The 18,134-nt window shown below is 72.4% G+C and carries 17 protein-coding genes; 12 read left to right on the forward strand and 5 right to left on the reverse strand.

Features of this window, described 5'->3' with window-relative positions:
- Positions 1-326, forward strand: a 326-nt coding sequence (locus tag CCN39_RS26560) for an oxygenase MpaB family protein (RefSeq protein ID WP_143264151.1), incomplete at its 5' end; no start/stop codon positions are given.
- Between the two features lie 31 nt (positions 327-357).
- A complete protein-coding gene (locus CCN39_RS26565) occupies positions 358-1,317 on the forward strand; it encodes a DNA polymerase domain-containing protein (protein ID WP_086846420.1) in 960 nt (319 codons plus the stop codon).
- Positions 1,318-1,347: 30 nt separating this feature from the next.
- Here CCN39_RS26565 and CCN39_RS26570 read toward each other — a convergent pair whose 3' ends face one another.
- On the reverse strand, positions 1,348-2,103 hold the full coding sequence (locus CCN39_RS26570) for a CDP-alcohol phosphatidyltransferase family protein (RefSeq protein ID WP_086846422.1): 756 nt from the start codon (positions 2,101-2,103) through the stop codon (positions 1,348-1,350).
- A gap of 67 nt (positions 2,104-2,170) precedes the next feature.
- On the opposite strand from CCN39_RS26570, the gene CCN39_RS26575 reads away from it, so the two are divergent.
- The 6 genes from CCN39_RS26575 to ribA are packed head-to-tail and all read left to right on the forward strand — an operon-like array spanning position 2,171 to position 7,120.
- Positions 2,171-3,133, forward strand: coding sequence for a zinc-dependent alcohol dehydrogenase (locus CCN39_RS26575; RefSeq protein WP_086846424.1), 963 nt, complete (start codon positions 2,171-2,173; stop codon positions 3,131-3,133).
- Between the two features lie 31 nt (positions 3,134-3,164).
- Complete coding sequence (locus tag CCN39_RS26580) at positions 3,165-3,563, forward strand: 6-pyruvoyl trahydropterin synthase family protein (RefSeq protein WP_086846503.1); 399 nt, start codon at positions 3,165-3,167, stop codon at positions 3,561-3,563.
- Positions 3,560-4,627: a glycosyltransferase family 4 protein gene (locus CCN39_RS26585; protein WP_086846426.1), complete on the forward strand. Its 1,068-nt coding sequence runs from the start codon at positions 3,560-3,562 to the stop codon at positions 4,625-4,627. Before CCN39_RS26580 ends, CCN39_RS26585 begins: the two co-directional genes overlap by 4 nt.
- Positions 4,624-5,457, forward strand: a complete 834-nt coding sequence (locus CCN39_RS26590; protein WP_086846428.1) for a methyltransferase domain-containing protein — start codon at positions 4,624-4,626, stop codon at positions 5,455-5,457. The genes CCN39_RS26585 and CCN39_RS26590 overlap by 4 nt, the downstream gene beginning before the upstream one ends.
- Positions 5,454-6,470: a lysylphosphatidylglycerol synthase transmembrane domain-containing protein gene (locus CCN39_RS26595; RefSeq protein WP_086846430.1), complete on the forward strand. Its 1,017-nt coding sequence runs from the start codon at positions 5,454-5,456 to the stop codon at positions 6,468-6,470. The genes CCN39_RS26590 and CCN39_RS26595 overlap by 4 nt, the downstream gene beginning before the upstream one ends.
- Positions 6,467-7,120 (forward strand): GTP cyclohydrolase II, encoded by a 654-nt coding sequence (gene ribA, locus CCN39_RS26600; protein WP_167455186.1) that lies wholly within the window; start codon positions 6,467-6,469, stop codon positions 7,118-7,120. Before CCN39_RS26595 ends, ribA begins: the two co-directional genes overlap by 4 nt.
- On the opposite strand, the gene CCN39_RS26605 is transcribed toward ribA, so the two are convergent.
- The gene (locus CCN39_RS26605) at positions 7,109-7,807 is read right to left on the reverse strand and encodes a creatininase family protein (protein ID WP_086846432.1); all 699 of its coding nucleotides are present in this window, start codon (positions 7,805-7,807) and stop codon (positions 7,109-7,111) included. The two genes, ribA and CCN39_RS26605, sit on opposite strands and share 12 nt — an antisense overlap.
- Positions 7,808-7,835: 28 nt before the next feature.
- Here CCN39_RS26605 and CCN39_RS26610 point away from each other — a divergent pair, with 28 nt between their 5' ends.
- From CCN39_RS26610 to CCN39_RS26620, 3 genes are all read left to right on the forward strand, one after another.
- A complete protein-coding gene (locus tag CCN39_RS26610; RefSeq protein WP_086846434.1) occupies positions 7,836-8,636 on the forward strand; it encodes an inositol monophosphatase family protein in 801 nt (266 codons plus the stop codon).
- 138 nt (positions 8,637-8,774) lie between these two features.
- Positions 8,775-10,250: a serine/threonine-protein kinase gene (locus tag CCN39_RS26615; protein WP_086846436.1), complete on the forward strand. Its 1,476-nt coding sequence runs from the start codon at positions 8,775-8,777 to the stop codon at positions 10,248-10,250.
- Between the two features lie 124 nt (positions 10,251-10,374).
- Positions 10,375-11,433, forward strand: coding sequence for a glycosyltransferase family 4 protein (locus CCN39_RS26620; protein WP_086846438.1), 1,059 nt, complete (start codon positions 10,375-10,377; stop codon positions 11,431-11,433).
- 139 nt (positions 11,434-11,572) lie between these two features.
- On the opposite strand, the gene CCN39_RS26625 is transcribed toward CCN39_RS26620, so the two are convergent.
- Together CCN39_RS26625 and pdxR are read right to left on the reverse strand one after the other, a co-directional pair.
- Positions 11,573-14,803: a GH92 family glycosyl hydrolase gene (locus CCN39_RS26625; RefSeq protein WP_086846440.1), complete on the reverse strand. Its 3,231-nt coding sequence runs from the start codon at positions 14,801-14,803 to the stop codon at positions 11,573-11,575.
- 92 nt (positions 14,804-14,895) lie between these two features.
- Complete coding sequence (gene pdxR / locus CCN39_RS26630; protein ID WP_244211021.1) at positions 14,896-16,218, reverse strand: MocR-like pyridoxine biosynthesis transcription factor PdxR; 1,323 nt, start codon at positions 16,216-16,218, stop codon at positions 14,896-14,898.
- A gap of 47 nt (positions 16,219-16,265) precedes the next feature.
- Here pdxR and CCN39_RS26635 point away from each other — a divergent pair, with 47 nt between their 5' ends.
- A complete protein-coding gene (locus tag CCN39_RS26635) occupies positions 16,266-17,258 on the forward strand; it encodes an aldo/keto reductase (RefSeq protein WP_244211022.1) in 993 nt (330 codons plus the stop codon).
- Here CCN39_RS26635 and CCN39_RS26640 read toward each other — a convergent pair.
- Entirely contained in the window at positions 17,186-18,088 is a 903-nt protein-coding gene (locus CCN39_RS26640) for a LysR family transcriptional regulator (RefSeq protein WP_086846446.1), read from the reverse strand. The genes CCN39_RS26635 and CCN39_RS26640 overlap by 73 nt on opposite strands.
- Between the last annotated feature and the right edge of the window lie 46 nt (positions 18,089-18,134).

Genomic DNA, 18,134 nt, shown 5'->3' on the forward strand with positions numbered 1-18,134 from the left:
GCGGGCTGGCCGAGGTCGGCATCGACGACACCGTCCGCCGCTACCTGACCCGGATCGTCGACCTCGAGTTCCTGCCGCCGGTCTTCGCCGTGCCCGGCCGCCGGTTCCACCGGTTCGTGACCACCGGGTTCCTCCCGCAGCGCTTCCGCGACGAGATGCGGCTGCCCTGGACCGCCGCCGACCAGCGCCGCTTCGACGCGCTCCTCGCCGCGCTCGGCCGGGTCGTCCGCGTCCTGCCCGGGCCGCTGCGGCGGTTCCCGTTCAACCTCTGCCTCCGGGATCTGCGGTGGCGGCTGCGGACCGGGCGTGCACTGATCGGGAGTTGACCGCCTCCCGCGGGGACGCGAGGGTGGGCGGATGAGCGGTGATGAGGTGCGGCACGGCGTCAAGCTGAGCAGTCTCGACCAGGAGGTCTTCCCGGAGGCGGGGGTCACCAAGCGCGAACTGCTCGACTACCTCGAAGCGGTGTCCGGCCGGATGCTGCCGGAGCTGCACGACCGGCTGCTGAGCGTGGTGCGGGTGCTGCGTGGCCAAGGGCCGTTCATGCAGAAGAACCTGCCGAAGTACACGCCGGAGTGGGTGGAGCGGCGAGCCTTGTGGGCCGACCGCTCGCGGCGCGAAGTCACCTACGCGCTCTGCAACGACCTGCGCACGCTGCTGTGGTTCGGCAACCAGCGCGCGATCGAGTACCACACGTCGTTGTTCCGCGGCGAGCCCGCGAGCGGGCCGACGCACCTGATCCTCGACCTCGACCCGCCCGCGGACGCGCCGTTCTCGCTGGCCGTGGGCGCCGCGAAGCTGGTGCGGGAGGCGTTGCGCAAGGACGGTCTCGACGGCGCGGTGAAGACCAGCGGTTCCAAGGGTGTCCACGTCTTCGTGCCGCTCGCGCCCGGGCAGCCGACGGAGGACATCGCCGCGGCGACCCGCGCGGTGGCGGCCCGCGCCGAGCGCATCGACCCGGCGCTGGGCACGACGGAGTTCGTGGTCGAACGCCGCGAAGGCAAGGTGTTCCTGGACTCGACGCGGGCCGGTGGCGCCACGGTCGTCTCGGTCTACAGCCCGCGCCACCGCCCGGGCGCGCCGGTCTCGTTCCCGGTCCGCTGGGCCGACGTCGACGGCGTCGAGCCGGCCGACTTCACCGTGCACACGGTCCCGGACCTGCTGGACGGCGGCGACCCGTGGACGGAGGAGATGCCGGAGCCGTTCGTGCTGCCGGCGGACCTGGTCGAGGAGGGGCACACGATCCCGATCGCCCGGGTGGTCGCGATGCACGAGGGCAAACGCCGGGCCCGCGCGGCCCGCGAGGCCGGCTCCTGACCCCGCCACTTCCAGAGGGAAAGTTGCGCCTCAGGCGGCCTGGTTGTGGCCGTAGCCGAGGGGGCGGCGCAGGGACGCGCGGGTGAGCGCGACGATCTTGGCCGGCCGGCGCTCGACGCGGTGCCGGGCCAGCCAGACGACGTCGCGGCCGAACGACCACGCCAGTGACGCGAGGGCGAGCGCGACCGCCGCGAACGTCACCGAGGCCGGCAGCAGGCTCGAGACCGCGACCACCAGGACGACACCCTGGACGGCCGCGACCGTCTTGCGCGCCATGCTCGGGTACAGCGGCGCGGTCAGCCAGGAGACGGTCCACGAGGCGGCGACGAACACGTACCGCATCAGGCCGATCGCCAGCACCCACAGCCCGAGCGTGCGGGACACCTGGATGCACAGCAGCAAGATCAAGAACGCGTCGACCTCCATGTCGAAGCGCGCGCCGAACTCGGACGCCGTCCCGGTGCGCCGGGCCACCTGGCCGTCGAGGCCGTCCAGCAGCAACGCGACGCCGACCAGGGCGACCAGCCAGCCGAGGGAAAAATCACCCTCGGCGACCAGCTCCGCGGCGCAGCCGACGAGCAGCGCGCGGGCGAACGTGATCCAGTCCGCCGGCCCGAAGGCGGGCCGGCCGCTGCGGCGCAGCCCCCACTCGGTGAGCAGCACCAGCGCCAGGCCGTAGACGACTCCGGTCGCCCAGGCCAGCGGGGTGAAACCGCCCGCGAAGACCCCCGCGGCGAGCACCGGCGCCGGGATCACCGCACGCAGGAGAAGGTCCTGTTTGATCATCGTCGACTCCGCGAATTGCTCATAGGGTGGCGACACCAGCCTCCGGTCGCCTGCTGAGGAGAAACACGTGGAACAGGCTTTCTGGGTTCAAAGTCCCGGCTCGGGACAGCTGCGCGAGGAGCGGCTGCCGGAGCCCGGACCGGACGACGTGCTCGTCCGCACGCTGTGCTCCGGCGTCAGCCGCGGCACCGAAACCCTCGTCTTCCGCGGCGGGGTCCCGGCGAGCCAGCACGACGTCATGCGCGCCCCCTTCCAGGAAGGTGCGTTCCCCGGTCCGGTCAAGTACGGCTACCTCAACGTCGGCGTCGTCGAACAAGGCCCCGCACACCTCACGGGCAAGACAGTCTTCTGCCTCTACCCGCACCAGACCGCGTACGTCGTCCCGGCGACGGCGGTGACGCCGGTGCCGGACTCCGTCCCACCCGGACGCGCGATCCTCGCCGGCACGGTCGAGACCGCCGTGAACGCCGTGTGGGACGCGCGCCCGCGCCTCGGCGACCGGATCGCCGTCATCGGTGCCGGGATGGTCGGCGCGAGCGTCGCCAAGCTGCTCACGGACTTCCCGGCGACCCGGGTGCAGCTGGTCGACGTCGATCCGGCCAAAGCGGACATCGCCGCCGCGCTCGGCGTCGACTTCGCGACCCCCGAGAAGGCGCTCGGCGACTGCGACCTCGTCGTGCACGCGAGCGCGTCCGAAGAAGGCCTCGCCAAAGCCCTGGAACTGCTCGCGCCGGAGGGGGAAGTCGTCGAGCTGTCGTGGTACGGCGACCGCCGGATCAGCGTCCCGCTCGGCGAGAACTTCCATTCGCGGCGCCTGGTGATCCGCAGCAGCCAGGTCGGGACGGTCGCGCGGCCGGACCGCAGCTACGCCCAGCGCCTCGCCGTCGCGCTGGATCTGCTGGCCGATCCGGTGTTCGAAGCGCTGGTCAGTGGCGAGTGCATGTTTGAAGATCTTCCTTCCGTGCTACCCCGGCTCGCGGCAAATGAACTTTCCGCCCTGTGCCTCCGTGTCATGTATCAGCCGCAGTGACCACGTCCACCCGAACGCATCGGAGGTCTTGGTGTTCAGCATCACCGTCCGTGACCACGTGATGGTCGCCCACAGCTTCCGCGGGGAAGTCTTCGGACCCGCGCAACGCCTGCACGGCGCGACTTTCCTGGTGGATGCCACTTTCCGCCGCACCGACCTCGACGAGGACAACATCGTCGTCGACATCGGCAAGGCCACGGAAGAGCTCAAGGCGGTGCTGAGCGACCTGAACTACCGCAACCTCGACGACGAGCCGGAGTTCAAGGGGACCAACACCTCGACCGAGTTCCTCGCGAAGGTCATCGCCGACCGCCTGGCCGACGCCGTCCACGCCGGACGCCTCGGCGAAGGCGCGCGTGGGCTCGAAGGGATCACCGTCTCGCTCCACGAGTCGCACGTCGCGTGGGCGAGTTACGAGCGTGCACTGTGAACTCCCTCTACGTGATCCTCCCGGGGGACGTCGACGACGCGTCCGTCCCCAGTGGCGGCAACACCTACGACCGGCGGATGTGCGACCGGCTCGCCGACGCCGGCTTCGACGTGCACGAGATCGCCGTCTCCGGCAGCTGGCCGCGGCCGGACACCGAGGCCCGCGCGGTCCTCGGCCACCTCCTCTCCGCGCTGCCGACCGGCTCGGCGGTGCTGCTCGACGGCCTGGTCGCCTGCGGCGTGCCCGAGGTCGTCGTCCCGCAGGCGCGCCGGCTGTCGGTGTCGGTGCTGGTGCACCTGCCGCTGGCCGACGAGACGGGCCTGCCGCCCGCGCTCGCCGCCGAGCTCGACGCGCTGGAGCGCGAGACGTTGCGGGCGGTCGGCTCGGTCGTCGCGACCAGCGAGTGGGCCGCGCGCCGGCTGATCAACCACCACGGCCTGGCCCCGCACCGCGTGCACTCGGTGACGCCGGGGGTCGACCCGGCACCGCTGGCCGTCGGCACGGACGGCGTGTCGCGGCTGGTCTGCGTGGCCAACGTGACCCCGCGCAAGGGCCAGGGCGTGCTCGCCCAGGCCCTCGAAACCGTCGCCGACCTGCGCTGGACCTGCGAATGCGTGGGCGGGATCCGGCGCGAGACCAAGTACGTCGAGCGGCTGCGCGAGCACCGGCTCGGCGCCCGCTTCACCCTCACCGGTCCCCGCACCGGCGCGGCGCTCGAGGCGACCTACCACACCGCCGACCTGCTCGTGCTGCCCTCGCGCGCCGAGACCTTCGGCATGGTCGTCACCGAGGCCCTCGCCCGCGGCGTGCCGGTGCTGACCACCGACGTCGACGCGCTGCCGGACACGGTCGGCGTCGCGCCGGACGGCTCGGTGCCCGGGATGCTCGTCCCCGGCGACGACGTCGCGGCGCTCGGTGCCGCCCTGCGCCGCTGGCTCACCGAGCCGGCGCTGCGGACGCGGCTGCGTACTTCGGCGCGGCTGCGCCGCGAGACCCTGACCGGCTGGGACGACACCGCCCGCCGGATCGCCGACATCCTCCTGCGGCAGGAGGCGGCGGCATGACCGCGTTCGCACCGGACTGGCTCTACCTGCGCGAGCCCGCGGACGCCGCGGCCCGCGCCACCGGACTCCTCGACCCGCTGCAGGACCACCTGCCGACCGGCGAGGAGGTCGTCATCCGCGACCTCGGCTGCGGCACCGGCTCGCTCGGCCGCTGGCTGGCCGCCCGCCTGCCCGGCACCCAGCGCTGGATCCTGCACGACCACGACACCGAGCTGCTCACCCGCGCGCAGGAGAGCCTCCCGGAGGCCGCGCTCGACGGCAGCCCGGTCACCGTCGTCGCCGAGCAGCGCGACATCACCGCGCTGCGGGCCGACGACCTCGCCGGGACGTCGCTGGTCACCGCGTCCGCCCTGCTCGACCTGCTGACCAGGGCCGAGATCACGGCGCTGGCCACCGCGATCGTCGAGGCCGGCTGCGCGGCGCTGCTGATGCTTTCGGTCACCGGCCGGGTGGAGCTCTCGCCCGCCGACCCGCTCGACCCGGCGATGGCCACAGCGTTCAATGCCCACCAGCGCCGGGTCACCGACGACGGCCGGCGGCTGCTCGGCCCGAACGCGGTGGACGTCGCCGCGACCGCGTTCCGCCGGCTCGGCGCCACGGTCCGCCGCGCCGACACCGCCTGGCGGCTCGGCCCGGACCAGGCGGAACTGCAGCGGCAGTGGCTCGAAGGCTGGGTCGGCGCCGCCGTCGAGCAGCTGCCGGAACTGCGCCCGGTCGCCGACGTCTACCTGGAGCGGCGGCTCGAGCAGGCTCGCCACGGGGAACTGCGCGCGGTGATCCACCACGCCGACCTGCTGGTCCTGCCGCCGAGCCTGGAGGTGGCGGCGTGAAGCGCGCACTGGCCTGGCTGCGGATCCTCGGCGCGGTCGGCATCCTCGCCGTCCTCGTCTGGCAGCTCGGCAGCGCCGCCTTCCTCGACGGGCTCGGCCGGATCAGCGTGCCCGGCGTGCTGGCCGCGCTGGTCATCGGCTTCGCGACGACGGTGTTCAGCGCGGGCCGCTGGCAGATCGTCGCCACCCGGCTCGGCCTGCGGCTTTCGCTGCGCGCCGCGGTCGGCGACTACTACCGCGCGCTGTTCCTCAACGGTGTGCTGCCCGCCGGCGTCCTCGGTGACGTCCACCGCGCGGTGCAGCACGGCCGCGACAGCGGTGACGTGCCGCGCGGCGTGCGGGCCGTCGTCCTGGAACGCACCGCGGGCCAGGTCGTGCTGATCGCCTCCGCGGTCACTGTGGTGCTCGCGTCACCGGGGGTGGTGCCCGCGGCGTTCCGCGAGGTCGTCGTGGTGGCCGGGGTGGTCGTCGTGCTGGCCGCCGTCACCGCGCTGGTCGTGGGCCGCCTGCTGGGCGGGCGCTGGATCCACAGCGCGTCGAAGTGGCGTCGCGGCTTCGCCGTCACCCTCGCCGACGTCCGGCTCGGCCTGCTGACCCGGGAGACGTGGCCCAGCGTGGGCTTCCTGTCGGTCGCGACCCTGGCCGGACACCTGGCGCTGTTCGTCGTCGCCGCCCGCGTCGCCGGGGTGGCCGCGCCGGTGTGGCAGCTCGTGCCCCTGATGGTCCTCGCGCTGCTCGCGATGGGCCTTCCCCTCAACGTCGGCGGCTTCGGCCCGCGCGAGGGCGTCTGCGCCCTGCTCTTCGGCGCGGCCGGTCTGGGGGCCGCCCAAGGTGTCACCGTCGCTGTCGTCTACGGCGTGCTCTCGCTGGTCGCGAGCCTGCCCGGCGCCGGTGTCCTGCTCGTCCGGAGCGTCGCCGGGTTCCGCGTGACCCGCGCTCCGCACACCGGTGCCGTGCCCGCTCCGCGCGTTGCGGCCGGCTCCGGGATCGAAACGGAAGTGGGGTTGTCATGACCGCAAGTGAGGTCGTCGGGGATCTGCCGCGCCGGGCCGTGGTCGAGCGGGTGGTCGAGACCCGGCTGCCGACCCGGCACGGGACGTTCCGCGCGGTCGGGTACCTCGACCGCACCGGCACCGAACAGGTCGCGCTGGTCTTCGGCGACGTGTCCCCGCTCGGCGCCCTGACCCGGGTGCACAGCGAGTGCCTGACCGGCGACGTCTTCGGCTCGACGCACTGCGAGTGCGGCGACCAGCTGGCGGCGGCGCTGGACCGGATCGTCGAAGAGGGCTCGGGCGTGCTGGTCTACGTCCAGGGCCACGAGGGCCGCGGGATCGGCCTGCTCGCGAAGCTCGAGGCGATGCGGCTGCAGCAGGACGAGGGCCTCGACACGGTCGACGCGAACGTGGCGCAGGGCCTGCCGGTCGACGCCCGCGACTACCACGCGGCGGCGGGCATCCTGACCGACCTCGGCATCCGCTCGGTGCGGCTGCTGTCGAACAACCCGCAGAAGGTCGAACAGCTCACGCGCTACGGAATCCGGATCAGTGAGCAGGTTCCGTTGCTGGTTCCGCCGAATCCGGAGAACCTGCGCTACCTCCGGACGAAGGCCGAGCGGATGGCCCACCTGCTGCCGCACCTGGATCAGGCCTTCTCAGGCGCCTAGCACCTCGAGCACCGCGGCGAACCGCCGGACCAGCGTGTCCAGCACGACGTGCCCCTTGGCCGCACTCGCCAGCGAAGGACGGCCGACCACGCCCGATTCCGTGTACGCCCGCAGGCCCAGCGTCAGCAGGTGTTCCCGGTCGGTGACGTGGTCGGCCGATTCGTGTCCCGGGCGGACCAGGTGCGGGTGGGCGTGCAGCAGGATCGACGTCTCCAGTTCGCCCGCGTGCATGTCGTCGTCCAGGGACGTCCGCAGGCCGGCCGCGGTGTGCGCCGCCTGCCAGTCCGCGACGCCGGGGAACAGCGCCATCGCGCCGGCCGCCTCCTGGACCACATTGGACAGTACGTAGTTGCCGCCGTGCCCGTTGACCAGCACGAGCCGGTCCACCCCGGACGCGTGCAGTGACGCGGCGACGTCGGTGACCACCGCGTGCAGCGTGCGCGCCGAAATGCTCACCGTGCCCGCCCACCCCGCGTGCTCGTGCGAGCACGAGATCGTGATCGGTGGCAGGTGGAGGACCGGGTACGCCTCGGCGACCGCACGGGCGAGAGTGGCCGCGATCACCGTGTCGGTCGCCAGCGGCAGGTGCGCGCCGTGCTGCTCGAAGCTGCCGACCGGCAGCACCGCGACCGATGCCCGCCGCTCCTGCTCGTCGGCGGTGGTGGCGAGCGGGAACAGATCGGTCATCTCCGCGGCCCTTCTCTAGATTGGTGGCATGACCGAGCATGCCGCACTACTGGACGTCGCGCGCGAGGCCGTGGCGAAGGCGACGGAGATCGTCAGGTCGCGCCCGAGTTTTTCCGTTTCCGCGAAAGGCGATCGCGACCTGGTGACCGACGTCGACACCGCGGTCGAGGACGCGCTGCGGGAGTTCCTCGCCGCCGAGACGCCGGAGATCGGGATCCTCGGCGAGGAGCGTGGCCGCAGCGGGGACGGCGGCGGCCGCTGGTGGGCGCTCGACCCCATCGACGGGACCGCCAACTTCGCCCGCGGAATTCCGCTCTGCGGGATTTCCCTGGCCCTGGTGGACGGGCAACACAGCACGGTCGCCGCGATCACGCTGCCGTACCTCGGCGTCACGTACACCGCCGCGCGCGGCGAAGGTGCCTTCGCGAACGGAGAGCGCGTCGGTGCTTCCACCGCCACGGAAATGTCCGATGCGATGATCGCCGTCGGGGACTTCGCGATCGGCGAGCTCGCCGACGAGAAGAACCGCGCGCGGCTGCTGCTCCTTTCGGACCTCGGTGCGCGGGCGCAGAAGATCCGGATGCTCGGCACGGCGGCCATCGACCTCGCCTGGGTGGCGGACGGAAAGCTCGACGCCGCACTGATCCTGTCCAACAACCCGTGGGACACCATGGCGGGCGTGCTGCTCGTGCGCGAGGCCGGCGGGGTCGTCGTCGACCGCGACGGCCGCGAGCACACGGTCGGTTCCGAGGCGACGATCGCCGTCGGCGCCGGGCTGCGCAAGGAGATCGTGGACGCACTTGATCGTGCGTACGGGGTTGTTCGTTAGGATTCCCGGGTACACCGTGGGCGGCGCCACAGCGCTCGTTTGCGCTGTCCGCGCAAGGTTTTCGGTTACGTTGGTACCGGTCGGCCGCCCAGCCTGGCATGCTGACCGGATCTCGTCGGCCACTTCGGAGAATGGTGGATGCTCGTGGAAAGTCGCCGGATCCGCGATCGGTACCGGCTGCTCGAGCCGATCGGCGGCGGCGCGATGGGCACGGTGTGGCGGGCCCAGGACGAAAAGCTCGACCGCACCGTGGCGATCAAGGAACTCCTGCTGCCGCACGACCACGACGAGCAACGCACCCAGGAGGCGAAGAACCGCGCGATGCGCGAGGCGCGGATCGCCGCCCGGTTGCAGCATTCCCACGCGATCACCGTGTTCGCCGTCCTCGAGGAGGAGGACCGGCCGTGGCTGGTGATGGAGTACCTGCCGTCGAAGAGCTTGGCCCTCGTGCTCGGCGAGGAGCCGGCCACGGTGGACGACGCCATCCGCGTCGGCGTGCAGATCAGCTCGGCGCTGGCCGGCGCGCACCGCGCCGGGGTCGTGCACCGCGACGTGAAGCCGGCCAACATCCTGGTCTCCGAGGACGGCACGGCGAAGATCACCGACTTCGGCATCTCGCGCGCGATCGGTGACGTCAAGCTGACGGCGACGGGGGAGATCGCCGGCACGCCCGCGTACCTCGCGCCCGAAGTGGCCCGCGGCGAGGACGCGGACTTCGCCGCCGACGTCTTCTCGCTCGGCGCCACGCTGTACGCCGCCGTCGAGGGGCAGTCACCCTACGGCACCGCCGACAACCCGATCGCTTTGCTCTACAAGGCCTCCAGCGGCGAGATCGTGCCGCCGGAAAAGGCGGGCCGGCTGACCCCGCTGCTGCTGCGGATGCTCGCCTCCGAGCCGGCCGAGCGTCCCTCGATGGACGAGGTCGAGCAGGAGCTGCTGGCGCTGCTGCCGGATCCGGAGCCCGGCGAGTCGGTGCTCGCGGCGACGGTGCCCGAGACCGAACCGCCCGCGGTCCCGACCGTGCCCGCCGCGGTCGCCGTGCCCGCGGGCGAGGTCACCGCGGTGTCGCCGGGCGCGCGGAAGGGCCTGATCGCCGTCGGGGCGGGCGCGGCGCTGCTGTGCGTGGCCGTCGTCGTGGCGATTCTGCTGGTCGTGCGGCAGAAGGCGCCGGACGGCAATGTCGCCGCCCCGCCGCCGTCGCCGACACCGTCCACCTCGGCGTCCGCGACGCCCACGGCGCAGTCGTCGACGCCTGCTCCCTCTTCGCCGCCGACCTCCGCGACCTCGACTGCGCCGACTTCGCCGACCGTCTCGACGGTGTCCTCGTCGAAGACGGCGGCCCAGGCACTGCAGGACTACTACCTGCTGCTCCCGGGCAATCCGCAGGCGGCGTGGAACCTGCTCACGGACAAGTTCAGAGCCTCGCGCAACCAGACCTACGAGAAGTACAAGAACTTCTGGAGCCAATACCGGGTGGTGAACGCGGCCAACGTCAAGGAGGTCGGGAACAACCGGGTCACGGCGTTCGTCACCTACGACGGGGCCAAGGGCGAGAACGACACCTTCACCATGGTCCAGGTGGACGGCGTCTGGAAGATTGACGCGCAGAACTGAACCTTCCCGGCTTGGGGTGCGTGTGACGTATGAGCCGTCACCGCCGTCGACCCACGCTGGAGGTAGCCGTGTCTGTTTCCGAACCCGACCTGCTCCGGCGCGCGCGATGAGGCCCGCCGACCCGATGGTGTTCATCCTCCCGGCCGCGCCGCCGGGCAGCGACACCTACGACAAGCGGATGTGCCAGAACCTGCCCGCCGTCGGGCAGCCGGTGCTGGAGCTGCCGATCGCCGGTGACTGGCCGGAGCCGGACGCGACGTCGAGACGGAGATTGGCGCGGTCCCTCGCCGCGCTGCCGGACCGGACGGTCGTGCTGCTCGACGGCATGATCGCCTCCGGCGTGCCGGAGATCGTCGTCCCGCACGCCCGGCGGCTGCGCCTGGCCGTACTGGTGCACCAGGCCCTCGCCGACGAGCCGGGCCTCGCCCCGGCGCACGCCGCGGAGCTGGACGCCTGCGAACGCGAGACGCTGCGGATGGCCGGCATGGTCGTCGCGACCAGCCCGTGGCTCGCCCGCCTGCTGATCGACCGCCACGACCTGGACCCCGGCCGCGTCTACGTGGCCAAGCCAGGCACCGACGCGGCCCCGCTCGCGGCAGGCGCGGACGGCGTGTCCCGGCTGCTCTGTGTGGGGGACGTGAGCCGCCGCAACGGCCACGACGTGCTGATCCAGGCCCTCGGCGAGGTCGACCACCTGGCGCTGTCGTGCGTGTTCGCCGGCTCGCTGACGGCGGACCCGGCGTACGTCGACGAGCTCGGCTGGACGATCGAGCGCCTCGGCCTCGGCAACCGCATCACCCTCGCCGGCGACGAGGTAGACCTCGGCGCGGCCTACAACGCGGCGGACCTGCTGGTCATCCCGGCCCGCGCGGCGACGTCCGGCATGTTCGTGGCCCAGGCGCTGGCCCGGGGCATCCCGGTCCTGGCCACCGAGGTGGGCGGGGTGTACGACGCACTGGGCGTCGACGCCGACGGCGAGATGCCAGGCCTGCTGGTGGCACCGGACGACCCGTTCGCGCTGGCGGACGCGTTGCACCGCTGGTACGCGGACCCGGAGCTGCGCCGCTCGTTGCGCACGGCGGCCCTGGGCCGGGGAAGCGCGCTGGAGGAGTGGGACGTAGCGGCGAGGCGGCTGACCCACGTGCTGTCGCGGCTGGCGTCCGAGCCCCGGATCGTCGCTTGACGGTGCTCGGCGGGGTGGAGACGTTCTTCACCTGGAGCTCGCGCTGGGGCTGGGCCGGCCGCCACCGGAGCTCCGTACCTGACTCCTGACCTGGCGGAACGGTTCGCCGGGAAGCGGGCTCCCCGGCGAACCGGACTCCTCACGCCAGGGTGAGCGCGTAGATCTCCACCCGCGGATCGTTCGGCAGGCTCACCGACTGCACGGTCTTCCCGCCGTCCAGTCCCGCCGAAAGCCCGAACAGCCGAACCGGTGGCCCGTCGACCCCGCTGCCCGCCTTGATCCGGTGCGGCATCTCCAGCACCACCGGGCTCCCGGACCCCGCCCAGTCACCGAAGGTCAACGCCAGATCCGCGCTGGTCCCGTCGGTGTAGTGCGCCGTCACCGTCGTCGACACCGGGCCGTTGTGCGACGCCCCGACAATGCGAAGCGCCGCGTGCTGACCGGCCGGGAGCAGCAGCGACTGCCCGCGGGCCTCCACGAAGTTCGGCGCAGTCCCCGAAGCGTCCGGCGCCGCGTACGTGACGCCGTCCCAGGCCACCGGGCCCGCCGCGGGAAGCAGCGCAGCGTCGTAGCTCCAGCCGCCGCCGTCGAAGTTGCCTTCGGTCGACGCCGACACCGTGGCCGTGCCGTCGTGGTTGCGGTCGCGGGTCAGGTCGACCGCGCACTGCGGGCCGGAAGAAACGCACGCCGACGGTGTCCGGACCTCGATCGTCGCCGAGCGGGTCACCGTGTTCGGCCCCGACACCCTGACCTGCACCGGGTACGTCCCGACGGCCGCGCCCGACGGCACGTTCACCGTGATCGGCACCGTCTGCTGCACCGGCAGCCGTCCGGACCAGACCAGGAGCAACGGCTGGGACCGCGTCTTCCACGGCGAGGTGACCGAAACCGTCACCGGCTGCAGGCCCGGGTTCTGGGCCACCACGTCCAGGTCGAGGTGCACCTGCTGCGCCGCGCCGGACGGGATCACCACCGACGTCTGCCGCAGCGACGCGTCGACGTGCCGCCGCTGGTCGCCCGCGGCGTTGTTCACCGACGGCGGCGCCGCGGACGGCGACGTTCCCCACGAGGACGGCCGCGAGCCGAGCTTGTGCGACAGCGTCCCGCCGTGGGCCAGCGCGGCCCAGTCCAGGGACGTCTTCCGGACGTCCCGGCCGTTGAGCGACACGCTCTGGATGTACCGGTTCGCGTCGCTCGCACCCGGCGCCGACACCGTGAGCGTCCCGCCCTGCGCGGAGCCGTACTGTCCGATGCGGACGGTCGCCGACTCGAACTGCGGGCTCGACAGCGCGAGGAAGTTCGCGCCGCTCATCGTCGGGTACAGGCCGAGCGACGAGAAGACGTACCAGGCCGACATGGTGCCGAGGTCGTCGTTGCCGGTCATGCCGTCGGGGCCGGTGGTGAACAGCGTCATCGCCGCGCGGACGACGGTCGCGGTCTTCGCCGGCGCGCCGACCCAGTTGTACATGTAGGGCGCGAGCAGGTCGGGCTCGTTGTTCGGGTTGTAGGTCGCCTTGCCGTAGTAGTCGTACGGGCTGGCGATCCAGTCCTTCCGCGCGGTGCCCGCCGGGTCCTTCAGAAGATTGCCGTAGGAGAAGAAGGAGTCCAGGCGCTTCTCGGTCGAGGTCCGGCCGCCCATCAGCGAGACGAGCCCGGCCGGGTCCTGCGGCACGAGCCACTGGTACTGGTAGGCGCCGCCTTCGTGGAACTGGTGGGCGGCGTCGACCGGATTGTACGGCGTGAGGAACGTGCCCTCGGCGGTGCGCGGGCGGAACTGGCCGATCGAGGAGTCCCACAGGTTGCGGTACCACTGGCCGCGGTCGGCGAACATCCGCGCGTCCGCCTGGTGGCCGAGGCCGCGGGCCATCAGCGCGAGCGACGCGTCCGCGGCGGCGTACTCCATGGTCGCCGACGCCGGGTGCTCGCAGTCGTTGTCGCCGCCCTTGGCCGCGCAGTCCTTGCCGAGTTCCAGTCCGCTCGGGACGTACCCGCGCTCGTTGTAGTAGTCGACGCCGGAGCGGCCGTTGTACGGCGAGTCGGCGGGCGGCGTGCTCGTCGCGTTCTTCTTGAGCAGCGCGTACGCCTCTTCTTCGTGCCCGGCGAGCAGGCCCTTCGACCACGCTTCGACGAGGAACGGCGTCACCGGGTCGCCGGTCATGATGTTCGTTTCGCTCTCGGCCAGCGCCCAGCGCGGCAGCCACCCGCCGTCCCGTCCGATGGCGACGACCGACAGCGCGACGTCCCGCGCGACCTGCGGTTCCAGCATTTCGAGCAGCTGGTTCTGCGGCCGGTAGGTGTCCCACAGCGAGAAGTTCTGGTACGGCGTGTAGCCGCTCGCGGTGTGCACCTTGCCGTCGAAGCCGGTGTACGCGCCGTCGGTGTCGCCGGCCAGGTTCGGGTGCAGCTGCGCGTGGTAGAGCGCGGTGTAGAACGCCGTCTGCCGCTCGGTCGTGCCGCCGGCGATCTTGATCGCGCCCAGCCGGTCGGCCCACTGCTGGTGCAGCGCGGCGCGCGTCGCGTCGAAGTCGTGGTTCGACGTCTCCGCCGCGAGGTTCTTCCGCGCGCCCTCGAGCCCGGTGTAGGACAGGCCGACCTTGAGCACGACGTCGTGGTCGGTGGTCGCGTCGAAACTCGCCCAGGCGCCGTTGCTCCCGGTGCCCGCGGCGTCGCGGCTGCCCTCGCTGCGTGTCGAACCGCGCCAGGTGCCGAACGAGCTGAACGGCCGGTCGAAGGTCGCGGTGAAGTAGACGGTGTGCTCGTCGTGGCCGGCGCAGAACCCGCCGGCCTTGACCCGCCCTTCGAGCGTCCGGTCACCGACGACGTGGATCTCCGAATCCTTGACGGACTGGTTGGCCTGACCGGTGTTGAACAGGACGTTCGCCTGCCCGGTCGACGGGAACGTGTAGCGCTGCCAGCCGGTGCGCGCGGTCGCCGTCAGTTCGGCGTTGATCCCGTACTTCTTGAGGCCGACGCGGTAGTAGCCCGGCTCGGCGTGCTCGTCGTCGTGGCTGTACTCGGACCGGTAGGCGTTCTTGTCAACGTTGTCCACCGCCCCGGTCGTCGGCATGATCGGCAGCTCGCCCATCACGCCGCAGCCGACGCCGGACAGGTGTGTCTGGCTGAAGCCGTAGATCGCGTTCTGCAGGTAGTCGTAGCCACCCTGGCCGCCAGTGTCCGGGCTGACCTGCACCATCCCGAACGGCGCGCTGGCGCCGGGGAAGGTGTTCCCGAAGTTCTGCGTGCCGACGAACGGGTTGACCAGGCTCACCGGATCGACTTCCGCGGCGGCGTGTGCGGTGGCCTGGGTCGTGGCGGCGGCCACGAGTCCCACGACCGCCGCGGCGATCAGTTGTCTGCTTGGCGACCCCATGGGGCGCGCACCTCCCAGGTGACAACGTTGTCAGAAGCGGACTGTCCAGCAGCTTTTCACATCGGCGGGCATTTGAGAAGGCGGCAACCAGGTCAAGCCGTTGTCATCGCCTGCCGGAGCAGCCGGGCGGCGGCTTCGACGCCGGTGTCGGCCAGGTTGCCGTAGCCGAGGACGAGCGCGGGGTCGCCCGGCGTCGTCCGGTAGCCGTCGAGGTCGGTCACCTTGACCCCGAGCGCCCTCGCCTTCCGGACGACGGCCGCGGCGTCCTGGTCGAGGTGGAGCACCAGGTGCAGCCCGGCCGCGACCCCGGAGAGCGGCGCCGGCCCGAGCGCCTCGACGAGCTTGTCGCGCCGCGCGCGGTAGCGCAGCCGCGCCGCCCGCAGGTGCCGGTCGTAGCCGCCGCTCGTGATGAAGCCCGCCAGCGCGAGCTGGTCGAGCACGGGCGGCGGGTGCGCCTGCACTGTCCACTGTGGAGGCAGGACGACCCAGCCGAGCCCGAGTGCGGGACTGAGCGTCTTGCTGACCGACCCGAAGAGCACGACCCGCCCCGGGTCGGTGCCCTGGACGGTGCCGACGGGCCGCCGGTCGTAGCGGAACTCGGCGTCGTAGTCGTCCTCGAGGACCAGGCCGTCGACGTCCCGCGCCCAGGCCAGCAGCTCGGCGCGCCGCCGCGGCGAGAGGACCGAGCCGGTGGGGAACTGGTGCGCGGGCGAGACGAGCACGGCGCGGACGCCCGCCGGAATCCGCCCGACGTCGAGGCCTTCGCCGTCGACCGGCACCGGGTGGACGGTCATCCCGGCGCCTTCGGCCGTCCGCCGCAACCGCGTCCACCCGGGATCCTCGACGGCGAGCTTGGTCTGTCCGCGCTCGACCAGGGCGCGGCAGACGCCGGCCACCCCGTCGGTGACGCCGCCGCAGACCAGCACGGTGCCGGGCGCGGCGCCGCGGACGCGCCGGAGGTACTCGCCCAGAACCCGCCGCAACCGGGGGTGGCCGCCCGGCTCGGGCAGCCCGAAGTCCGTGTGCGGCGTGTTCGCGAGCACCTCGCGGACCGCTTCCGCCCACGGCCGGCGGGGAAAGTTCCGCAGGTCGGGCAGGCCCGGAGCGAGGTCGTACCGCGGTGCCGCCGCCCGCGCCGGCTCGTTCGCCGCCACCGCGTCACCCACCGGCCGGACCCGGGTGGCCGACCCGGTGCGCCCGGCCAGGTACCCCTCGGCGACGAGCTGCGCGTAGGCCTGCGTGACGACCCACCGCGAGCACCCGAGGTCGGTGGCGAGCCGGCGGCTCGGGGGGACGGTGCCGGTCAGGACGCCGGCGCGGATCGTCTTGCGCAAGGCCCTGGCCAGCTGTTCGTGCTTCGGGCCCGGCCCGGTCAGTTCGAGCAGCACGCCCCAATCGGTCTGTGATCCTGCCACGGTATTGGACTGTAGTGCCGGACCGATCCGGGCTTAGCGTGATCGGTATGAAGAAGGTGGAACTGGGCGTGACCGGCCAGTACGTGAGCCAGGTGTCGCTGGGCTGCATGACGATGGGCACGTCGACGGACGAACCGACGTCGAAGCGGATCCTGGACGCCTACCTCGACGCGGGCGGCGACTTCCTGGACACGGCGAACTGCTACGCGTGGTGGGCGCCGGACGCCACCGGCGGCGAAAGCGAGTCCTTGCTCGGCCGCCTGCTGAAGGGCCGCCGTGACCGGGTCTTCCTGGCGACGAAGGTGTCGGCGGGCATCACCGACCTCCCGGCGGCGCGCGCCGGCCGGCATCCGGACGGCACGGTGGACTGGGCCGGGGTGGAGCGGACGTTCGAGGGCGCGGGCGCGACGGTGATCGAGCGCGAGGTGGAGCTCAGCCTGCGGCGGCTGGGCACCGACCACATCGACCTCTACTACGTCCACGTCGACGACCGCCGCGTGCCGCTGGAAGAGACACTGTCCGCATTGGACTCCCTGGTCCGGGCGGGCAAGGTGCGGTACATCGGCTGGAGCAACGTCCGGACGTGGCGCCTGGAGCGCATCCGGTCCCTGGCGCTGGCCAACGGCTGGGCGTCCCCGGTGGCAGTCCAGGTCCAGCACTCGTACCTGCGTCCCACCGGCGCCGACGTCCCCTCGATCGCGGGCGCCGAGCTGCTGGACTGGCTGTCGCTGCACCCGGACGTCTCACTGGCCGCGTATTCCTCGCTGCTGCGCGGAATCTACGACGACGCCGCGTACCGGGAGTCCACTCCGGTCTGGCAGTCCTACGCGGGCCCGGACTCGGAAGCGCGCCTGGCCGCGGTCGCGAAGGTGGCGTCGTCGCTGGGTGCGTCGGGCAACCAGGTGGCGTTGGCGTGGCTGCTGCACCACGGCGTCATCCCGCTGATCGGCCCGCGCACGTGGGAGCACTACGAGTCGATTGCCCCGGCCTTCACCCTGGAGCTGCCGGACGAGCTGCTTTCCGTGCTGGACAACGCGTAGGCGGTGGCGAGCAGCGCGGCGACGCTCGGCTTGTGCTCGTCGCGCCGCCGCCACGTCATGGTGACGTCGGTGGCCGCCCCGGCCAGGGGAACGGCGCTCACTCCATCGCCGGCGACGAGGGCGGGCACGAGCCCGCACCCCAGGCCGGCGGCCACGCACCGCACGAGGGCGGCGAGGCTGCCGACCTCCGCCTCGACGACGGGACCGTCGATCCGGTCCAGCATCTCCCGGAAGCCGCAGCCTTGCGGCGTCGCGAGGAAGCCGACGTCGTCGAGGTCGCCGGGCCGGAGTTCTTCCTTCCGGGCCAGGGAATGCCCCGGCGGGACGATGACGACGAGTGGCTCGGTGCCCAGCGACGCACTGGCGAGCGCCGGGTCGGCGGGCGCGTCGCCGAAGGTGAAGCAAACGTCCATTTCGGACCGTTGCACGGCCTGGTAGAGCTCCCCTCGGCTGCCCTCCCGGAGCGTGACCCGCACGCGCGGCCACCGCGTCCGGTATTCGCCGAAGAGGGCCGGAATCCGGTGCGCACACAGGGTTTCCAGCGCGCCGATGGTCAGGTCGCCTTCGGGTTCGCCGCGCTCCTCGTCGACCGCGGCCCGGGCTTCCTCGACGAGCTCGAGCACTTGGTCCGCGTAGCCGACGAGCCGTTCCCCGGCGCCGGTGAGCCGCAGCCGCCGCCCGCGTTCGAACAGCTTCGAGCCGAGCTCCGCTTCCAGGGCCTGGATCTGCTCGGTGACACTGGACTGCGCGTAGTGCAGCTCGGCCGCGGCGCGGGTGAAGTTGAGCGTCCGCGCGACGACGCGGAAGGTGCGCAGGTGGCGCAGTTCCATGGCATCCCCCATCGGTCTTCCCGATACCCGCCATCGTAACTCCCTG

It is taken from the genome of Amycolatopsis kentuckyensis, from assembly GCF_002155975.1.
Classification (GTDB): domain Bacteria; phylum Actinomycetota; class Actinomycetes; order Mycobacteriales; family Pseudonocardiaceae; genus Amycolatopsis; species Amycolatopsis kentuckyensis.